Origin of the sequence: Phenylobacterium sp., from assembly GCF_004297125.1 — a bacterium.
GTDB lineage: Bacteria > Pseudomonadota > Alphaproteobacteria > Caulobacterales > Caulobacteraceae > Phenylobacterium.
Genome location: NZ_SCVD01000001.1, coordinates 401,305 through 416,801, shown reverse-complemented (window position 1 = coordinate 416,801; position 15,497 = coordinate 401,305). Strand labels below are relative to the sequence as shown.

Annotated in this window: 11 protein-coding genes; 3 read left to right on the top strand and 8 right to left on the bottom strand. The window is 71.4% G+C overall.

Annotation, left to right across the window (positions count from 1 at the left end):
- Positions 1 to 11 precede the first annotated feature (11 nt).
- Positions 12 to 1,193, bottom strand: coding sequence for an acyl-CoA dehydrogenase family protein (locus tag EPO51_RS01975; RefSeq protein ID WP_293345412.1), 1,182 nt, complete (start codon positions 1,191 to 1,193; stop codon positions 12 to 14).
- A 14-nt stretch (positions 1,194 to 1,207) separates the two neighbouring features.
- Positions 1,208 to 3,580 carry a TonB-dependent receptor gene (locus EPO51_RS01970; RefSeq protein WP_293345410.1) on the bottom strand — a complete coding sequence of 791 codons (2,373 nt, stop codon included), beginning with the start codon at positions 3,578 to 3,580 and terminating at the stop codon, positions 1,208 to 1,210.
- A 125-nt stretch (positions 3,581 to 3,705) separates the two neighbouring features.
- Between EPO51_RS01970 and EPO51_RS01965 the strand changes: the two genes are divergently transcribed.
- From EPO51_RS01965 to EPO51_RS01955, 3 genes are all read left to right on the top strand, one after another.
- Positions 3,706 to 4,491 carry a helix-turn-helix transcriptional regulator gene (locus EPO51_RS01965; protein WP_293345408.1) on the top strand — a complete coding sequence of 262 codons (786 nt, stop codon included), beginning with the start codon at positions 3,706 to 3,708 and terminating at the stop codon, positions 4,489 to 4,491.
- Positions 4,492 to 4,527: 36 nt separating this feature from the next.
- Entirely contained in the window at positions 4,528 to 7,590 is a 3,063-nt protein-coding gene (locus EPO51_RS01960) for a CHAT domain-containing tetratricopeptide repeat protein (protein WP_293345406.1), read from the top strand.
- Between the two features lie 89 nt (positions 7,591 to 7,679).
- A complete protein-coding gene (locus EPO51_RS01955; protein ID WP_293345404.1) occupies positions 7,680 to 8,147 on the top strand; it encodes a hypothetical protein in 468 nt (155 codons plus the stop codon).
- Positions 8,148 to 8,149: 2 nt separating this feature from the next.
- On the opposite strand, the gene EPO51_RS01950 is transcribed toward EPO51_RS01955, so the two are convergent.
- From EPO51_RS01950 to EPO51_RS01925, 6 genes are all read right to left on the bottom strand, one after another.
- On the bottom strand, positions 8,150 to 9,142 hold the full coding sequence (locus EPO51_RS01950) for an FAD:protein FMN transferase (protein WP_293345402.1): 993 nt from the start codon (positions 9,140 to 9,142) through the stop codon (positions 8,150 to 8,152).
- A 1-nt stretch (position 9,143) separates the two neighbouring features.
- Positions 9,144 to 9,947 carry a DUF4198 domain-containing protein gene (locus EPO51_RS01945; protein ID WP_293345400.1) on the bottom strand — a complete coding sequence of 268 codons (804 nt, stop codon included), beginning with the start codon at positions 9,945 to 9,947 and terminating at the stop codon, positions 9,144 to 9,146.
- Between the two features lie 20 nt (positions 9,948 to 9,967).
- Positions 9,968 to 10,495 (bottom strand): DUF2271 domain-containing protein, encoded by a 528-nt coding sequence (locus EPO51_RS01940; protein ID WP_293345398.1) that lies wholly within the window; start codon positions 10,493 to 10,495, stop codon positions 9,968 to 9,970.
- Between the two features lie 10 nt (positions 10,496 to 10,505).
- Positions 10,506 to 11,192, bottom strand: coding sequence for a PepSY-associated TM helix domain-containing protein (locus EPO51_RS01935; protein WP_293345512.1), 687 nt, complete (start codon positions 11,190 to 11,192; stop codon positions 10,506 to 10,508).
- Between the two features lie 119 nt (positions 11,193 to 11,311).
- A complete protein-coding gene (locus tag EPO51_RS01930; protein ID WP_293345396.1) occupies positions 11,312 to 12,094 on the bottom strand; it encodes an SDR family NAD(P)-dependent oxidoreductase in 783 nt (260 codons plus the stop codon).
- 59 nt (positions 12,095 to 12,153) lie between these two features.
- Positions 12,154 to 15,405 carry an acetyl-CoA carboxylase family protein gene (locus tag EPO51_RS01925; protein WP_293345394.1) on the bottom strand — a complete coding sequence of 1,084 codons (3,252 nt, stop codon included), beginning with the start codon at positions 15,403 to 15,405 and terminating at the stop codon, positions 12,154 to 12,156.
- Positions 15,406 to 15,497: the final 92 nt, after the last annotated feature.

The window sequence follows — 15,497 nt, the reverse complement described above, 5'->3', positions numbered from 1 at the left end:
TCTTTCCTCCTTCACAGCCCCAGCACGAGCCGGGCGATGATATCCCTCTGGATCTCGTTGGAGCCGCCGTAGATCGAGGCGGCCCGGTTGTTCAGATAGCGCGGCATGGCCACAAGACCATCGTCGGGGCCGATCGCCTCGATGTTCGAGCCCGCCTCCCGCGCCGCCGGCTGGTCGACGGCGGCATAGAGGCCGAGCGCCGCCACCGAGATCTCGTCGATACGCTGCATGGCCTCCGTGCCATTGATCTTCAGCATGGACGAGGCCGGACCAGGGTTCTTGCCGCCGGCCAGGGCCGCCAGGATCATCCGTTCAGTCATGTCGATGGCGGTGACGGCGATCTCGGATTCGGCCAGCCACCGGCGATGCGCGGGATCATCGCCATGCGCCGCGACGGCGATCCGCCGGGCGCGCTCCAGGCCGACCTTGAGACCCGGCGCCGAGCCCCCGCCCCGCTCGAACTCCAGCAGGTACTTTGCCACCGTCCAGCCCTGGTTCTCCGGCCCGACCCGCCCTGACTTGGGCACGCGGACGCCGTCGAAGAACACCTGGTTCACCTCATGCTCACCCGCCAGGGTGATGATCGGCTTCACCGAAATGCCCGGCGTCGCCATGTCCAGCAGCAGGAAGGTGATCCCCTGCTGCGGCTTGCCCTCGGCGGAGGTGCGCACGAGGCAGAACATCCGGTTTGCGAACTGGGCGTGCGTCGTCCAGATTTTCGAACCATCCAGAACGTAATGATCTCCGTCGCTTATGGCCCGAAGCTGAAGCGATGCGAGATCTGAGCCGGAGCCCGGCTCGGAATAGCCCTGGCACCAGTAGTCCTCGCCGGCCAGCAGGCGCGGCAGGTAGTGCGCCTTCTGCTCGGGCGTGCCGTAGCCCATGATCACGGGCCCGACCATCTTGAGGCCCATGGGCGAGAGGCTGGGCGCGCCGGCCCGCGCGCATTCGGCCGCGAAGATCGCCCGCTGGACCTCGGTCCAGCCCGGCCCGCCATATTCCTTGGGCCAACTCGGCGCCGCCCACCCCTTGGCGTGCAGGATCCGCTGCCAGGGAAGGCTGTAGCGCGGTTCGCAGAAGACGCTGGTGAGGCGCTCACCGGCGCGCCTGAGCTCGGGCGTGAGGTTGGCGTCGATGAAGGCGCGCACCTCGTCGCGGAAGGCCAGGTCGGCGTCGGTGAGCTCCAGGTCCACTTCGGCAGGCTCCTCTAGAACTTCGACCGGAGCGTGACGCCCCAGGTGCGGGGCGCGCCGAGGAACGCGGCGTAGGTCCCCGACTGCAGGGGCTGGTCCACGACGACCTGGAAGTAGTCCTCGTCGGTCAGGTTCTGGGCGAAGATCTCGACCGTCCACCGCTCGTCCGCCGACCCCACGCCGATCCGGCCGTTCCAGAGGGTGAGCTCCTTCTGGTTCTTCAGCGGATCGAGGTTGGAGCCGGTGTTGTAGGGCGAGGTGTAGCGGCCCGAGAGGCTGGCCCGCAGCCGCATCTCCGAACCCAGGTCGCGCTCGTAGGCTGCCGACCACGACGCCGACCACAGCGGGGCGTACGACAGGCGCGAGCCGGGCAGGCGCGGCCCGACCCCGGCGGTGGGGGTGAAGTTGCCGAACTGGGTGACCGCATAGGTGACGCCCCCGGTGGCCGTGAGGCCCCGGATCGGCGTGCGCCAGACCATGTCCAGGTCGACGCCCTTGGAGGTGACCTTCGGGATCGAGGCCACCACGAAGCTGATGCCCGTGAAGGTGTTGAGCTGGAAGTTCTCGAACGTCTGGTCGAAGGCCGCGGCGTTCAGGATCAGCCGGTTCTCGAACAGATTGCTCTTGAAGCCCGCCTCGTAGCTCTCGACCGTCTCGGCGGCGAAGCTGGTGTCGGGGTTGATGACGCCCGCGCTCAGACGGGCGCGGTCCAGGTTGAAGCCGCCGCTCTTGTGGCTGTTGGCGTAGGAGACATAGGTCATCAGCTGCGGGCTGAACCGGTAGCTGGCCTTCACCGTGCCGCCGATCCGGTCCTCGCTGCGCTTCTGGCGGGTGTCGACGTCGTTGAAGGCTGGGTCGGCGCCCGGCGCGCAGATCGCGGCGCGGGCGGCGGCCGGGATCGGCCGGGCGATGGCCGCGGCGCAGGCCAGGCCGGGCGCGGTGTTGTTGTACTGCGCAAAGACCTTCTTGGTCTCGTCGGTGTAGCGGAGGCCGACCGTGAGCTCGAGGGCGTCGGTCACGTGCCAGGTGTTGTTGGTGAAGACCGCGAAGCCTTTGGTCGAGTGGTCGAACGTGTCGAGCGAGCCCTGACCGGGGATGAAGTTCTGGCCGGCCGGGATCCCGGTCAGGGCCGAGACCGCGTTCGGGTTCGCGCCGCCGGACAGCAGCAGGCCGAAGTAGGTCTCGTAGGCCGTGCCGAAGGGCGTGAAGGCGCTGGTGTCGAGCTGCTCGTCCGAATAGTAGCCGCCGACCATCCAGTCGATCGGCCCGGACCGGCCCGCCAGGCGCATTTCCTGGGAGAAGGTCTCGAACTTTCCGAAGGTGCGACCGTCGGACGGCCGGTACCAGATGTCCGCCGAGGAGAAGTCGATATCGGCGCCCTGGAGGTTCTCCCAATCCCGCCAGGCGGTGATCGAGGTCAGGGTGACGTCGGGATTGATCTCCCAGTCCGCCTGAAGGGAGACGCCCTTATCTTTGATATCCTGATTAGATTCACGATTGGCATAGGTCAGCCGGGCGAACGGATTTCCGGGGCGAACGGTGCCGGCGTCGGCCGCCACGGCGTCGATCAGGGCGCCCGTCGGACCGACGACCGTGGTCATGGTCAGGCAGCAGTGCTCGTTGCGCTCGGTGTAGTCGGCCATCGCCCGGACCGTCAGGGTGTCGGTCGGCAGCCACAGGAGCTGGCCGCGGACGGTGAAGACGTCCTGGTCTTCGTTGTCCTTCTGGGTGCTGGGACCGGCGCCGTTCCGGACGTCGTTGAAGCCGTCCCGCTTGCGGACGGCCACGAACAGGCGCCCCGCCACGGTCTCTCCGATCGGGCCGGTGACGCTGCCGGCGGCGCCGCGGGCGTCATGGTTGCCATAGGTGAGCTCGGCGTTGGCCCCGAAGTCGAATTCAGGCGCCTTGGTGATGACGTTGATGACGCCCGCCGAGGTGTTCTTGCCGAACACCGTGCCCTGCGGGCCCTTCAGCACCTCGATCCGCTCAAGCTCGCCCAGGTCGCCGAAGGCCACGCCGCTGCGGGCCCGGTAGACGCCGTCGATCACCGTGCCGACCGAGGACTCGAGGCCAGGGTTGTCGCCGATCGTGCCGACGCCGCGGATGCGAATCGATGTCTGGGCGCTGCCCGTGGACGAGGTGACGCTGAGGCCGGGGGTCAGGACCTGCAGGTCCTTCACGTCGCGCACGCCGGCGTCCTGGAGCTGCTGGCCCGAGACCACGTTCACCACGATCGGAACGTCCTGGAGGTTCTGTTCCCGCTTCTGGGCGGTGACGATCACCGCCTCGACCTCGGCCGGATCCGCCTCTGCGGCCTGAATCTGACCCGCCGCCACACACGCCATCGACAGCACGGCAGCCGACGGCGCCCACTTACGCAACTTCATCATTCCTCCCCTGCGCCCTCATGGGCGTTATCAACGTCGCTTCTTATCCGAGCGAGGCTCGGACCTTGCGGCTCGCGGCGCAAGCGAACAAGCTATTGGAAGTGATAGGGGGCGCGCGGACGCTGATGGTCGCCGCATCGACCTTGCTTGCCGACGCCGAGGTCCTGGCCCGCGAAATCGTGGCAATCGGGACGCGCGTCGGCCTGCCATTCGTCGCCGCGGCCACCGACATCTCGTCCACCGTCCCGCCGGCGGGCGCGGACGGGCGGCCCTTCGCGGAGACCACCTTTCGCTGGGTGGATCCGGACCTGCGCTATTGGGAGGACCACGGCTTCGCACTGAAGGCGGCTTTCGTCCACGCCTCGCGCGCGTGTTCGGAGCCGTATTACTTCACCGGCGGTCGGTTCGAGTCCTGGCGGCCGAATCGCGCACTGGACGCCATCACGGCCGAGGGAACGATCGAAACCTATGGCGTGGGCGCCTCGATCGTGGCGCCGACCTATCTGCCGGGCGGGGTGATCGGCACGGTCATCTGGGCCACGGCCGATCCTGGGTTCGACGTCGCCCGCGCGTTCGCGGCGCATGCGGCCGAGATGCACATCCTGGCCCTGAAGTTCGTGGCCACCTACGAGGAGGCGATCGCCGGCTCCGACAAGACGCCGGCTCGGCTGACCCGACGCGAGATCCAGTGCCTGAAATGGGCCGCCGCCGGCAAAACTGACGCAGAGATCGGCGAGCTTGTGGCCATCTCGCTTCCCACGGTCCGGTTCCATGTCACCAACGCCGCCCGCAAGCTTCGCGCAGGGGGCCGCTCCCAGGCGATCCAGCGTGCCGCCATTTTGGGCTATATCGGCTCAGGGGGTCCCGGCGCGGCGTCAGGTCCCATGCGGATTCGCCCGACAGGCGAGTAAGGTCAACGCGTGGGAGATTCGTGAGAGGACGGGAGTATGCGTCCCCGAGTTCGGCGCGCGGGCCTGACGGCTGTCGCGCTGCTCTGCATTATTGCTTGTCCAGGAGCCTCGGCGTTCGCCGCCGGCGCCCCTGCGAGCCCGCGCGCGCTGACCGCCAAGGAAACCGCCGCGTGGCAGACGCTGGTGGTCGAGGCCGAGGCCGCGCGCGCAGCCAGCCAATGGCGCAGGCTCGAGCAGGTCACCCGCAAGCGCGTCGCGATCGAACTTCGCGCCTACGGGCCGGACGCTCCCGTCACCGCCGTCTCCTGGTCGTGGATCGGTCAGGCCCTGGTCCGCCAGGGCCGTGACGCCGACGCCGAGCCGTTCTATCGCCGCGCGCTCGGGGTCGATCGCAAGGCGCTGGGCGATCGCGACCCGCAGACCCTGCTGGCGATCTCGAACCTGGCCGGCGTGCTGGAGCGGCGCGGCCGCTTCGCCGAGGCCGAGCCCCTTCGCCGCGACCTGCTGACCGCCAGCCGGGCCCTGTTCGGGCCGCGGAGCGCCGAGGCCGCCGCCGCCATCGTCGCCCTTGCCGATGTGATGCGCGCCCAGTCGAAGCCCCGCGAGGCGGAACCGCTGTACCGTCTGGCCGCCGAAATCGACCTTCGCCTGCTCGGCGACAAGGATCCGGGCGTGGCGGCCGATATGGGCGCGCTGGCCGCCACGCTCGACGAACTGGGCCGCCATGTGGAGGCCGAACCCCTGCACCGCCGCTCGCTCGCGATCCGTCGCGAGGTGTTCGGCGAGCGCGACGCGGCCACGGCCCAGGCCTATGCCCGGATGGGCTCGAACCTGGACGCCCAGGGCCGCCACGGGGAGGCCGAACCCCTGCTGCGCCTTGCCCTGGCGACCGACGAGGACGTGCGTGGGAGCGGCCATCCCGCGACGGCCGCCGACGCCGCGGCGCTCGGGGCCAATCTGGACGCTCAACGCCGCACCGACGAGGCCGGGCCCCTGCTGCGCCGGGCCCTGGAGGTCCGCCGCAAGGCTCTGGGCGAGAAGCACGCCGATACCGGCGCCAGCTATGGCGCCCTAGGCGACAACCTCGCTGCCCGTGGAAAGCACGCCGAAGCCGAGCGATTGCACCGGCGCGCGCTCGCCATCGTCCGCGCCGCCAAGGGCGAGGACAACCTGGCGACCGCCCAGGCGTATGCCGGGCTCGCCGCCGATCTCAGCGCACGGGGGCGCTATGCCGAGGCGGAGCCCATGCTGCGCAAGGCCCTGGAGGTCCGCCGCACGGAACTGGGCGAGCGCCACCCGACCACCGCCGCCGCCTACGACGCCCTGGCCGAGAACCAGCACCACTTGGCGGCCAACACCGGCGCCGAGCAGCTGTCGTCGCGCGCCGTGGCCATCGTGCGCGCTCGCCGTTCCGCCGACCTCAGCGCCGCCGGCTCGGACCCCGAAGCCGCCATCCGTCGCGCGCGCGCCGACGGCGAGACCGGCCAGGCCGCCGAGCCGGTATTCCGCCGCTACCTGCGCCTGGCCTGGCTGGCGTCCCGCGAGCAGCCGGCCGAGCTGCCCCGCCTGCAGGACCAGGCCTTCACCGCCGCCCAGGACCTGGAGGTTTCGCCCGCCGCCCGCGCCCTGGCCCAGACCGCCGCGCGCGCCGCCTTCACCCGCAAGGCCGCGGCCGGCGACGCCAGGGTCCGGCAGGCCCTCGCCGGCGAGGTGCGTCAGATCGAGGGGCAGCTGGCGCGCGCCCTGCCCCAGGACGATCCCGCCAAGGCCGCGCGCGTCGGCGCCGCCCTGGACGCCGTGGGACGCGAACTGGCCGGCCTCGACGCCCGGCTGCAGAAGGACAATCCGAAGTACGCCGAGACCATCGCGCCCCCCGCCCTAACCGTCATCCAGGCCCAGAAGCGCCTGCGGCCCGGCGAGGGCATGCTGTTCATCGTGCCGACCGGGCAGGACGTCCACGTCTTCGCGCTGTCGCGCACCAGGGTGCTGTGGAACCGCATCGAAGGCGGTCAGCCGGAGCTGGAAGCCCGCATCCGCGCCCTGCGCTGCCAGGTCGACGACGGGGCCTGCGGCGGCAAGGGTCGGCCGATCCTCGACGGCCACGTGGCCCCCTTCGACCTGCAGATCGCCTACAGCCTGTACCGCGACCTGATCGGGCCGGTGGAGAGCGCGCTGGGCGGCGTCGACCGGCTGTTCGTGACCACCTCGGGCGCGTTCGGCAGCCTGCCCCTGGGGCTATTGCCCACCACGGCGCCGCAAGGCGGCGGAACCGGCGCCCAGTCGCTGGCCGCCACGAGCTGGCTCGCCGACCGTTACGCGCTCACCACCCTGCCCTCGGTCGCGAGCCTGCGCACCACCGCCCCGTCGAAACGGCCCGCCTCCCAGCGCTGGGCCTTCGTCGGCTATGGCGATCCGACCATCGGCGGCATCTCCGCCTGGACCGCCCGCTCGGGCGAGACGAAGCCGGTCTTCGCGCCCTTGCCCGGCACGGCCGACGAGTTGCGCGCCATGGCCCGCACCCTGGGCGCGCCGCAGACCACCGTGCGGCTGGGCGGCAGGGCGACCGAGGCGGCGATCAAGACCTCGCCCGACATCGCCAAGGCCGGCGTCGTGGCCATCGCCACCCACGGCCTGCTCTCCCACGAGCTGGCGGGCCTGGACGAGCCCGGCCTGGTGCTGACCCCGCCGGGCAAGGCCACCGCCGAGGATGACGGCGTGCTGACCGCTTCGGAAGCCGCCGCCCTCGATCTTTCCGCCGACTGGGTGATCCTGTCGGCCTGCAACACCGCGGGCAGCGACGGCGCGCCGGGGGCCGACAGCCTCTCGGGCCTGGCCCGCGCCTTCCTGTACGCCGGGGCCCGCGCCCTGCTGGTCAGCCACTGGCGGGTGTTCGACGACGCCACGGCGGCGCTCACCGTGCAGACCCTGGCCATCCAGAAGGCGAATCCCAGGCTCTCCAAGGCCCAGGCCCTGCAGCAGGCCATGCGGACCGTCCGCACCGGCCGCCGGCCCGACGGTTCGGCCCTGCCCGGCTGGCGGCCCGAATGGGCGCACCCCGCCTACTGGGCGCCTTTCGTGGTCATCACCGCGGACGGCTAAGTCCGCGGTTCGCCCGGAGACGTTGGGTGTTCGTGTTGCGAATGCATCGCAGTCGCATCATAGTCGCCCTTCCTCCCCGAGGCGATGGAGTGCGACTGAAACCTGCGTCCCCCGCCCCTCACGGCGCTGACCTCACGCCCGGCGAGAACCTGCTGATCTGCGGTCTGAGGGCATGGGCGGCGGCGCGCTGCGCGGGGGAGGCGCCGCACCGGCCGGTCTCGCAGGCCCTGATCCAGCGGACCAATCCGCGGGTGGCGGCGCTGTTCCTGGCCTGGATCCAGGCCGTCGAGGCCTCGAGACTGCGTCCCATCTGCGCGGAATGCTGCGAATGCGGCGGCGCGGCGCCCGACCTGCAACGCCTGGTGGTCGCCTGCGGAGTCGCACCGGTGGCTTTCGAACTGGGCGAGAAACTGATCGCGCCCCTGGTCTCGGATCCGCAGCAGGTGATGATCCTGGCCCGGTCGCTGAACGCCGCCCTGGCCCGCGCCGGCTGGCCCCTGCCCGCCCGCCTGGGCGCGCCGTCAGAGCCGGGCGAGGCGCACCGGACCATTCACTAGGTTCAATCGAGTAGGCGTCCCAGGGCGGGCGAGACCCACTCTCGCAGCCCATCGGCCCCGCGCGACACGATATGCGCCGCGATGTCGTGGCGATCGGCGAAGTCGGGCGCCGCCGGCCCCAGCACGGTCAGGGCCGTGCAGAGGGCGTCCGCCCGCATGCAGTCGGGATGCAGGACGCTGACCGCCGCGATGGCGTCCTCCACGGGCGCGCGGGTGGCCGGATCCAGGGTGTGGCTGTAGCGGCGCCCACCGGCCGACCAGGCGCGCCGCCAGTCGCCCGAGGTGGCGATCGAAAGGCCGTGCAGGGCGACCAGGATCGGCACTTCGGCCAGTTCCCCCTCCGGCGGCGCCTCGATCTCCACCCACCAGGGTTCGCCGTCGCCCTTGACGCCGCCGCCCCGCAGCTCGCCGCCGATCTCCAGCAGGTAGTCGCGCACGCCCAGCCCCTCCAGCGCCCGCGCCGCAAGGTCGACGCCGAAGCCCTTGGCGATGCCCGCCAGATCAAGGCGCAGGCCGCCGGGCTGGAAGATCCGCCCGTTCTCCGTGTCGATGCGCAGGTCGCGCCAGCCCACCCTGGCCGCCCGCAGGCTGGCGACCGCAGGCTCGACGGTCGTCGCCCCCGCCGCGCCGAAGCCCCAGAGGTCGACGAGCGGCCCCACCGTGGGATCGAACGCGCCGCCGCTCAGCTCGGCCGTCTCGAGCGCCGCGCCCAGCACCGTCAGCAGATGCGCGGGCGCGGGCGCCCAGGTCCCCGGCGCGGCGTCGTTGTAGCAGCTAAGGTCGCTGGCCGGCTCCCAGGTGCTCATCTGCGCCACCACCGTGTCGCAGGCCGCCTGGACGGCAGCCGACAGGACGGCGTCGCTCAGCGTCCTCGGCGCCCAGGCCCGCAGGCTCCAGGTCACGCCCATGGTCGGGCCGCCCAGGGCCACGGGCCGTCCGTCCCGCGGCCTCGCCGCCTCGGGTGTCAGCGACAGCGGGACAGCGACGCGGCGCATGCTAGTCCGGCAGGACCTCGAACGTGGCAGCATAGCCCGAGTTGCGGGCGAGGCCGGACGGGTCCTGGCCCCGCACCGAGGCCTCGATCCAGTACATGCCCGGCTCCGGCCATTTGACCTCGAACACACCGTCCGCGCCGGTCTTCACCTTGAACTCCTGGCCCTTGGCCCGGTAGCGCGTGGCCCCCAGGACAACCTCGACCTCGACGTCCGAGGCGGGCTTGCCATCCGCCAGCAGCTTGAACCTCGCCTTCTCGCTGGCCACCAGGTCGTTCGGATGGGTGATCGGCTCCAGCTCCAGCCCCTTGCCGGTGACCTTCAGGGCGCCGGTGCTGGGCGCGCCGGAGGTCACGAAGGTCTCCACGCGGCGGGCGCTGCTGGACGCCTGCACCTCGGTGGCGTCCTTCGGGATCGCCGTGGCGAAGTCGGCCGCCGAACCCCGCCAGCGCTTGGTCTCGCCGCCCAGCTTGTAGGAGGCGCTCATGCCCTCGGAGGCATTGGAGATCTTGTAGGTCCCCGGCGTCTTCAGCTGCAGGTCGAAGGTCGAGCGGTACTTGCCCGTCGAGCCGTTCTGGATCGGGACCGGCGCGCCGTCCGGCCCGATCGCCTTCAGCCCGTCCAGGCGCATGGCGACGTGGTCCGGGTAGAACAGGGTGTTGGAGACGGCCCCGTCCACCGTCACCCACGGCTCGGCTCCGGAGAGCACGGTCGCCGAGGGCGCCAGCCACGAGCGGTGAGCCTGCGCCGCGGGGGCGATGGCCAGGGCGATGACCGCGGCGACGGCGGTACGGATAGCGATCGACATGGTGCGGGGCTCCGGAGGGTTCAGGGCTTGGTGGCGACGGTGATCGCGCCGAGTTCGGTGGTCCCCGCCACGGTGGCGGGCTTGGCGCCGGCCTTGGGCGGCCAGGAGAAGGGCACGCGGATCACCTCGCGGCCGCCGACTTCGCGGGCCGCTTCGACGACCAGGCTGTACTGACCCGGCGCGACGCCGGCCATCTGCTGGGCGGTGACGACGATCTGGTGCTTGCCGGGCGCCTTGGTAGGGCCGCTGACGCCGTCGGCGGGCAGTGTCAGGCCGCGGCCCGCCTTGCGCCACCACTGGCGCATGTCCTTCAGCCAGCTTGCGCCTTCGTTCTTGGCCAGCTTGCCGTTGTACCAGACCGCCAAGGTCTTCACGGCGGCCTCGTCCGGCCCCTCGATCCAGAGGGCCACGTAGGGTCGATGATACTCGGCGACGGACAGGCGCGGGATCTCGACGCTCACCGCCAGTTCGGCGGCGTCGGCCGCCGCCGGCAGTGCGGCGACCCCGGTCAAGGCGGCGAACAGGGTCGGTGACTTCACCGCGCGCATCGCGATCTCCTCAATGGATCAGGAACAGGGCCAGGAGCACGGGGATCAGGAATCCGAGCCCCACCAGCGGCCAGGTGGAAGGCCGCGCCTTGGAATGCAGTTGCAGCAGCAGCAGGCCGGTGACGCAGAACACGACGCAGGCCAGGGCAAAGACGTCGATGAACCAGCTCCAGGCCGGCCCGGTGTTGCGGCCCTTGTGCAGGTCGTTGAGGTAGGCGATCCAGCCGCGCTCGGTCTGCTCGTAGGCGACCGCCCCGCTCTCGGTGTCGAGGGTGACCCAGCCGTCCGAGCCGGGGCCCGGCAGCGCCACATAGGCCTCGCCCGCGGACCATTCGACGGGTCCCGCCGGCGCCCTGATCTTCATCTCCTTGTCCAGCCAGGCGCGGGTGGCCGGCGGCAGGTCGCCCTTGGCGGTCTCGGCGGCCCGAAGCCCGGCGCGCAGCGGGGCCGGCAGCTCGCCTTCCCGCGCGATGGTCTGCGGCTTGGCCATGATCGCGCCGGCGTGGTTGAGCGTGATGCCGGTGATCGCGAACAGCAGCATGCCGACCAGGCAGACAGCGGCGCTGATCCAGTGCCAGCGCAGGGTCTGGCGCAGGAATCCGGCGCGCGCGACCGCCCGCTTCTTGGCCTTGGCGCGTTCGGCCGCGGCCAGGTCTGGCGCAGGCGCTTGGACGGCGGCTTCGGACGGCGGCGGCATGCTCACGACGGGACTGGCGCGCCCCGATGACGTGGCGCTAAATAAGAATGCCTCGCATTAGCACGCCACGGCCCCAAGGCAAGCACCCAAGCTGCGCAGGGCGGAGATTGCCGCCCTCGTCAGCGCGGCTGCATCCGGATCGCGCCGTCCAGGCGCACGTCCTCGCCGTTGAAATAGCCATTGGTGATCATGGTTTCGGCGAGCTGAGCGTACTCCTCGGCCATGCCCAGGCGCTTAGGGAATGGCACGGAGGCTGAAAGGCCGGCCTTTACGTGCTCGGCGGCCCGCGCCAGCAGCGGCGTGTCGAAGATGCCGGGAAGGATGGTGTTGATGCGGATGGCCTCGCTGGAGAGGTCGCGCGCGATCGTCAGGGTCATACCGACGATGCCGGCCTTTGAGGCCGTGTAGGCCACCTGCCCGATCTGGCCGTCCTCCGCCGCCACCGACGCCGTGTTGACGATGGCGCCGCGGTCGCCGTCCGGCAGCAGGTCGAGGGTCAGCATCCCGGCCGCGCTCTTGGTGATGCAGCGGAAGGTGCCGATCAGGTTGATCTGGACGATACGCTCGAAGTTCTCGAGCGGATATTCCTTCACCTCGCCGGTCTGCTTGTCGCGCGACACCGTCTTGGCGCCGCCGCCGACGCCGGCGCAGTTGACCAGGATGCGCTCCTGGCCGTGGGCCGCGCGGGCCTTGGCGAAGGCGGCGTCGATCTCCTCGCTGGAGGTGACGTTCGCCTGGCAGAACACCCCGCCGATCTCCTTGGCCAGGGCCTCACCGAGGTCGGCGTTGAGGTCGAACAGCGCTACCTTCACGCCATGGCTCGCCAGGCGTCGGGCGGTCGCCGCGCCGAGGCCCGAGGCGCCGCCGGTGATCACGGCGGAGATGGTGTTGTCGAGTTTCATGGTCGCTCCCAGGGTCGGCTTTGGCCGGACCCTCCCACGCCGCACGCAACGTCAGGCAATCACCAGACGTCGACGAACGACCTCGCCTTGGCGCCGGGCGCGCGGGGCGGGCACGACTTGATGCCGCGGACGATCCAGTCGCGGGTCTCGGCGGGGTCGATGACGGCGTCGATCTCGCCCACCTGGGCCACCGAAATGGCCTTGCCGGTCTGGTACATGCGCCCGACCAGCTTCTGGAACAGGGCGTCGCGGGCGGCGAGGTCGGTCTCGGCCTCCAGCTCCTTGCGGTAGCCCAAGCGCACGGCGCCCTCCAGGCCCATGGGCCCGAACTCGGCGGTGGGCCAGGCGACCGTGAAGGCCGAGGCCGAGAAGTCCCCGCCGGTCATCGCCTGGGCGCCCAGGCCGTAGCCCTTGCGCAGCACCACGGCGAACAGCGGCACGCTCATGCTGGCGGCCACCACGAACAGGCGCGAGCCCCGGCGGATCGCCGCGGTGGCCTCGCTGTCCGGCCCGACCATGAACCCCGGCGTGTCGCACAGCGACACGACCGGCACGCCGTAGGCGTCGCAGAGCTGCAGGAACCGGCCGCCCTTCTCGGCGCCCTCGCTGTCGATGGCGCCGCCCAAGTGCCGCGGATCGTTGGCGATAAGGCCCAGCGGCCGCCCCTCGATCCGCAGGAAGCCGGTGATCATCCCCTTGCCATAGCCGCCGCGCAGCTCGATCCACGACCCCGTGTCCGCCAGGGTCTCGATCACCCGGCGCACGTCATAGGCCCGCACCCGGTTCTCGGGGATCAGGTGACGCAGGGTCCGCTGGTCGGCGCAGGTCCATTCGCCGACCTCGCCCTGGAAGATCCCCAGCAGTTGTCGCGCCGCCGCCGTCGCCGCGGCCTCGTCGGCCACCAGCAGGTCCAGCGCGCCGTTGGCGTACTGCACGTCCGAGGGCCCGATCTCGTCCGGCGTGAAGACGCCCAGGCCGCCGCCCTCGATCATCGCCGGGCCGCCCAGGCCGATGTTCGAATATTCGGTGGCGATGGTGATGTCGGCGCAGCCGAAGAACACCGCATTGCCCGCAAAGCAGCGGCCGGAATTGATGGAGATCCGCGGCGCCACCCCGGACAGCCGTGCGAAGGTCGTGAAACTGGTCGTGTCGAGCGACGAGGCCGACAGACCGCCGACGTCCACGTCGCCCGGCCGTCCCCCACCGCCTTCGGTGTACCAGACCACCGGCAGCTTCCAGTGCTCCGCGAACTCCAGGATCCGGTCGGTCTTCTTGTGGCTGAAGTGGCCCTGCGTGCCCGCCAGCACGGTGAAGTCGTAGGCCAAGGCGACGCAGCGGGCGCCGCCCACCTCGCCCACCCCGGTGACGATGCCGTCGGCCGGCGTGTTGACCTGCAGGTCCTCGATGGAGCGCCGACGCTTCTGGGCGGCGATGGCCAGCGCGCCGAACTCCTTGAAGGTTCCGGCGTCGAACAGGTCGTCCAGGTTCTCGCGCGCGGTCCTCTGGTGGGTCCGCCGGCGTCGTGCGACCGCGTCGGGCCGGTTCTCGTCCAGGGTCAGGGCGGTCCGGGCTCGCACCTCGGCCAGGTCGGGGCGGATCAGCTCCAGGTCGATCTCTTCGGCGGCGAAGGCGTGGTCCGAGGCCTCGCCCGGCTGGATGAAGGCCAGCGGCGCGCCCTCGTCCAGGGTCTCGCCGACCGCCGCGGCGAAGCTGTGCAGCAGGCCTGCGACCGGCGCGGCCACCACGTGCTGCATCTTCATCGCTTCCAGCACCGCAACCGGCTGCCCGGCTGCGATGGCGACGCCCTCGGCGACCTCCAGACTCACGACGGTGCCTCGGAGGGGCGCGGCGGCGGACTGCGTGCCCGGCGGGGTCGCAATCCGCGCGCCAGGCGCTGCCGCCGCGGCTTCGACGACGGGCGCCGGCGCCAGTTCGCCGGCCCTCGCCAGCAGTTCCGGCAGGTTGGCCTCGAGGAAGTTGGTGTCGGCCCGCCCATCGACGAACTCCGGCCGTTCCAGCACCGCCTGCAGCAGGGGCAGGGTGCTGGGCGCGCCCTCGATGCGGAACTCGGCGGCGGCGCGGGCGGCGCGGGCGGCGGCGGCGGCCAGGGTCGGCCCTTGCACGATGAGCTTGGCGATCAGGGAGTCGAAGGCCGGATTGGTCCGATAGCCGCCGTAGCCGAAGCCATCGACGCGGACGCCGGGACCGCTGGGCGCCTCATAGCGGCTGAGCACGCCACCCGCGCCGCTGCTGACCTGCCCATCAGCGCCCAGGGTCTCGAGATTCACGCGAAGCTGGATCGCGGCCCCTGATACCGGCGGCGGCCCTTCGCCCAGCCCGCAGGCCGCCAGGCTGGCGCCGTCGGCGAGCCGAAGCTGGATCTGCACCAGATCGAGGCCGGTGACCGCCTCGGTGACCGTGTGCTCCACCTGCAGGCGCGGATTGGTCTCGATGAAGGCCGCGGTTCGGCCGTCCCCCGCGTCGAGCAGGTATTCGAACGTCGCCAGGCCGCGCAGCCTGGCCGCCCGCGCCATCCGCACCGAGGCGTCCTGCAAGGCCGCGCGGACCTCCGGCGCCAGGCCGGTCGCAGGGGCCACCTCGATCAGCTTCTGCCGGCGGCGCTGGATCGAGCACTCGCGGTCGTGGATGGCGACGGCGTCGATCCCGTCGCCCGCGATCTGCACCTCGATATGCCGTGCGCGCGGGATCACCGCTTCCGCGTAGAGCCGTGCGTCGCCGAACGCGGCCTCCGCCTCGCGCGCGCAGGCGTCGTAGGCGGCCGCCGGATCCTCGCCGGCCGCGACCACGCGCATCCCGCGCCCGCCGCCGCCGGCCAGGGCCTTGATCATGATGGCGCCGCCGACGTCAGCCTGCAGCGCCCGGACCTCGTCCAGGCTCGCCGACGCCTCTGTCCCCCGGGCCAGCGGCACGCCATGCTCGGCCGCGAAGCTCCGCGCCCGCGCCTTGTCCCCGAAGAGGTCCAGGGCCTCCGGGCTGCCGCCGACGAAGGTCAGCCCTGCAAGCGCGCACGCCCGCGAGAACCCGGCGTTCTCCGAGAGGAAGCCGTAGCCCGGGTGGACCGCGTCGCACCCTGCGGCAACCGCGGCTTCGACCAGCGCGTCCGCGTCCAGATAGGCCCGCGGCCCCACGCCGCTCAGCGCCACCGCCTGATCGGCCAGGCGGACGTGCAGCGACGTCGCATCGTCCTGGGAATAGACCGCGACCGTCTCGACCCCCAGGTCGGCAGCCGCGCGGGCGATCCGGATGGCGATCTCGCCCCGGTTGGCGATCAACAGACGTTTCAGGCGCACATCCTCTCGCGGCTCACGCCCGCCGTCTCATGGGGCGGGCTTCGAACGGCATCGGGGACATCATAGGGCGAGCGCCGAGGGGCTCGGAACCC